Below are 4,170 nucleotides of genomic sequence, written 5' to 3' on the forward strand. Positions count from 1 at the left end.
ATCTGCTTGATGTCGATGGAAACCGGCAGCGTCGTCGTACCCCCGCTCGGCGCTGGCTGCGTGCTGGCCACCGGCAATCGCGCCAGTTCGATACGCTCGGCAGCGATACGGTCGGCGCTGAAGTTTTTCGACAGCAGCGCCAGCGGCGACCAGTCGACGGCCACCTTGCGCGCCACCAGCCAGGCGCCCTCGCGGTCCTCCAGCACGACATGGTCGACGCTGAGCGCCCCGGACCAGATGCCGTCTATGCCGCTGACCGTGATCTTGCGGTTGTCGTTCGAAGCCAGCCGCGAAATGATGCCGGCGAGATTGTCGCGGCCGCGCTCGGTCTTGGTCAGCACCACCAGCGCGCCGATCGCTCCCGCAACCACGATCAGCAGCGTGTAAAGGACAATGCGGAGGATGCGCCAGACTGTTTTCATCGCTCAGAATGCCTGCCCGATGCCGGCATAGATGCCGAAATGCGGGTCACCCGGATCACGGTTGAGCGGCACGGCGGCATCGATGCGCAGTGGCCCGAACGGCGTGACATAGCGCAGCCCGACGCCGGCGCCGACCTTGACATCGGAGAAATCGGGAGCTGATTTGGTCGATACGGTGCCGGCGTCGACGAACGGCACGATGCCGATCGTATCGGTGATGGCGATGCGCATCTCGACCGAGGTTTCGAAGAAGGACAGGCCGCCGATCGGCTGGCCGGTGAAGTCCTTGGGTCCGATGCCCTGATAGGCATAGCCGCGCACCGAACCGCCGCCCCCGGAATAAAAGCGCCGGTCGGCTGGCACATGTTCGAGGCTGGTGCCGACGATCGAACCGATGGCGACACGTTCGGCCAGCACGAATTTCGAAGCCGAGTCCAGCGACTGATAGGCCGACCCTTCGCCCCTCAGCTTCAGGAACGCCGCACCGCTCAAAATGTCGTAGCTGGGCTCGGCATAGGCCAGCACCCGGAAGCCGCTTGTCGGGTTCAGCCGGTTGTCCCGGTTGTCATAGACATATTGCAGCGGAATGCTGGCGATCAGGTATTTGTGCTTGCCGAAAGCGTCGTGGATGCGGGAATAGTCGAGCGCCACCTCGGCGGAAACCGTCTGCTTCTTGGTCAGCTCGTAGGACAGCCCGGTGCTGCCCTTGACCGAGAAATGGTCATAGGCGTCAGGATGTTCGAGTACCGTCTTGACGCCGGCGAAGAACTTCGATGCCGGCCCGATCACGCCCGGCTTTTCGAACATGATGCCGGCATTGTAGTTGAGCTCGCCGAGATCATTGCTGCCGATGCCGCTGATCTTGCCGTCGATGCGCAGCTTCTCGGCCCGGCCGAACAAATTGCGGTGGCCCCAATAACCTTCCAGGCCCAGCCCCTCGGTGTTGGAGAAGGTGCCGCCGACGCCGAAATAGCGTGGCTTGCGCTCGCTGACCTGGACGCCGATCGGAATGTTGCCGTCGGCATCGAGCGTGTCGGCTTCCTTGAACGTCACGCTGTTGAAGACCTCGAGCGCCAGCAGCCGGTCGCGCGCGTCATCGATCTCTTGCGGCGAGTACTGCCGGCCGCGCTTGAGGCCGGTCATGTATTCGGTGAAGTCGCGGTCGACCTTTTCGGTGCCTTCCACCGTTGTGTCGCCATAGCCGGCGACCGGCCCAGCGGCGACCGTCAGCGTCACGTCCAGCGTCGAAGTAGCGTGGTCGGCGACGATCTGCCGGTCCGTCACCTCTGCCAGCGGCCTGCCTTGCTCCTTCAGCGTCCGCACGATCAGCGCCTCGGCCTTGAGCACAGCGCCGGATCCCGCATCGCCGCCTGATATCAAGCCATAATCGGCGCTCATCAGCCCCGCTGCGTCGCCCTCGAGGTGGATATTGCCCAAGGTGAATTTCGGCCCGCTGGCGATGTCGATCACCACGGGAACCGGCTGCGGCCCCTTGAATTCGGCATCCGGCGGCAAATCGTCGAGCGGCTTGCCGTCGATGGTGACGGTGACGACGCCTTCGTAGCGGGCATCGGCATAGAGCGCGGCGACAAGCTGTTCGCGGTCGCTGCGCGCCTTGGCCATCAGCCCGAGCGAGCCGGAAACCGGACGCTCCTCGTCACTCTTCAGCGCCGAGGCATTTTCGAGCTTCTTGACCAGATCCTTGTCGGCGTCGGGGGCGGAAATGGTAACGGCGTAGCGCAGGGGATCGACGATATCGGCATCCTCGTCGCTGGACGACCCCCACAGCTTGATGCCGAAAAGCTCGAAAGCGGCCGCCGGCCGCGATTCGGCGACGAGCACGGTCGAGCACATCACGGCCAGCAGCAGGGCGCGCGGAAGCGCACGCCCTGGCGCGCGACCTCCTGACATCTGCTCTTCATGCGCCGGCATTAAGACAACCTAGATTACAAAACTAAAATTGGAATGAAGTTCTGAAGCGCTCGTAAAGGGGCCACAATCCAATTGTCTGAAATAGGGCGGGCTTGGAATTCACACCTTTTGCGTCGCCGCAAGAAAGCGTGATCCCCTGTCCTATGGAGGTACTACCGGTCATCGGCCGGAAAGGAAACCGTTGGCAGGCGGAACCCTGCCGCGTCCTTGTGTTGACAAGCCTGACTGAAGCTTGATCATGCCCGGACGTCAGCTGTGTCTGGAGGGGTGTTATGGCAATGCGCGCGGCTCGTGGTCTGTCTATCCTGATTCTTCTGTTTTTAGGCTGGGCCAGTGTCCTGGCCTGGAGCAGCGCCGCGCAAGCGGCCGAGGCCCGGCGGATCGCGACAACGGACAATTCCGATTATTTCGGCTTTGATCTCAGGTCCGACCAGAATGTGACAATCGACCAGTGCAAGACGACATGCCTGGGAGACCCGGCCTGCCGTGCCTTCACCTACAACAAAAAAGCCAAATGGTGCTTCCTCAAATCCGACTACAACCAGCTGAAAACCTTCAACGGCGCGGTCGCGGGCAAGGTCGTCAACATCGATGGCGATCCTGATATCGGCGCGCCGCCGGAACTCGCTTTCTTCCCCAACTGGATGGCCGATCAGGCCCAGCAATACCGCAACAAGCTGCTCGGCCCGGCCTATGACAAGCCGACCGAAGGCATGGCTGCCTTGCTGAACGCCGCCGAACAGGCCGTGCTGACCGGGGATCACCGCTCCGCCATGCTGAAATACGAGGCCGCGGTCTCGGTGCTGCCCGATGATGGTCCGCTCTGGCTCAACCTGGCGCGTGAAACGCTGGCCGTTCAGCCCGCCGCTAGCACCTCCGAAGCCTCCACTTTGCCGGCGAACGGCACGTCGGCCGCTTTCAATGCCTATAAATTGCTGCGCACCACCAAGACGCGCGCCGAAGTGCTGGCGCTGCTCGGCAACGGGCTCGACAAGCGCGATCTCTACCGGCCGGCGCTGCAGGCCTATGAGGCCAGCCTTGCGCTGAACCCTTCGCCGGCGGTCCAGGCCGACTATGCCGATCTCAAGGCCCGCAAGGGTTTCCGCGTTGTCGATCACACCATCGACGCCGACACCAGCGCGCCGCGCATCTGCGCGCAATTCTCCGAGGATCTGGTCAAGACCGGCGTCGACTACGCGCCGTTCGTCACCGTCGACAACGCGCCACCCAAGGGCGTCGAGGCCAAGGACAAGCAAATCTGCGTCGAAGGGCTGGAGCATGGTCAGCATTACGACGTCACCTTCCGCGCCGGCCTGCCGGCGGCAATCGGCGAAGTGACCGCGGCCCCCGTGGTGCTGTCGATCTATGTCCAGGACCGCGCACCGTCCGCCCGCTTCACCGGTGACAGCTTCGTGCTGCCGGCCGGCGCGCGCCGCGGCATTCCGATCGTCACCGTCAACATGAATGCCGCCGAAATGAAGCTCTACCGCGTCGGCGATCGTTCGCTGGCCCAGCTTCTGTCGGGCTACCAGTTCCTGCACCAGCTCGACGGCTACGACATCTCCAACATTTCCGAGCAGATGGGCGCGCCGGTCTGGCAAGGCCAGCTCGACATCGCCAATGATCTCAACAAGGAGGTCACCACCTCCTTCCCGGTCGACGAGGCGGTGCCGCAGCGCAAGCCCGGCGTCTACGTGCTGACCGCGCAGGCCGTCAACGACAAGAGCGACAACTACAATTCGATGGCCACGCAATGGTTCGTCGTCTCCGACATCGGCCTGTCGACCTATACGGGGCAGGACGGGCTCAGCGTCTT

The 4,170-nt window shown here is 63.2% G+C and carries 3 protein-coding genes; 1 reads left to right on the top strand and 2 read right to left on the bottom strand.

Annotated elements, in window-relative coordinates; translation table 11 throughout:
* Positions 1–422 (bottom strand): hypothetical protein (locus EN893_RS21555; protein ID WP_164901001.1); only part of this gene is annotated, 422 nt, incomplete at its 3' end.
* Positions 423–425: 3 nt separating this feature from the next.
* The gene (locus EN893_RS21560; RefSeq protein ID WP_127272710.1) at positions 426–2,354 is read right to left on the bottom strand and encodes an autotransporter assembly complex family protein; all 1,929 of its coding nucleotides are present in this window, start codon (positions 2,352–2,354) and stop codon (positions 426–428) included.
* 272 nt (positions 2,355–2,626) lie between these two features.
* Here EN893_RS21560 and EN893_RS21565 point away from each other — a divergent pair.
* The coding region (locus tag EN893_RS21565) for a PAN/Apple domain-containing protein (protein WP_245490877.1) at positions 2,627–4,170 on the top strand (1,544 nt) is incomplete at its 3' end.

The sequence above is a fragment of the Mesorhizobium sp. M7A.F.Ca.CA.004.04.2.1 genome, from assembly GCF_004022825.1.
In the GTDB taxonomy this organism is placed as follows: Bacteria; Pseudomonadota; Alphaproteobacteria; order Rhizobiales; family Rhizobiaceae; genus Mesorhizobium.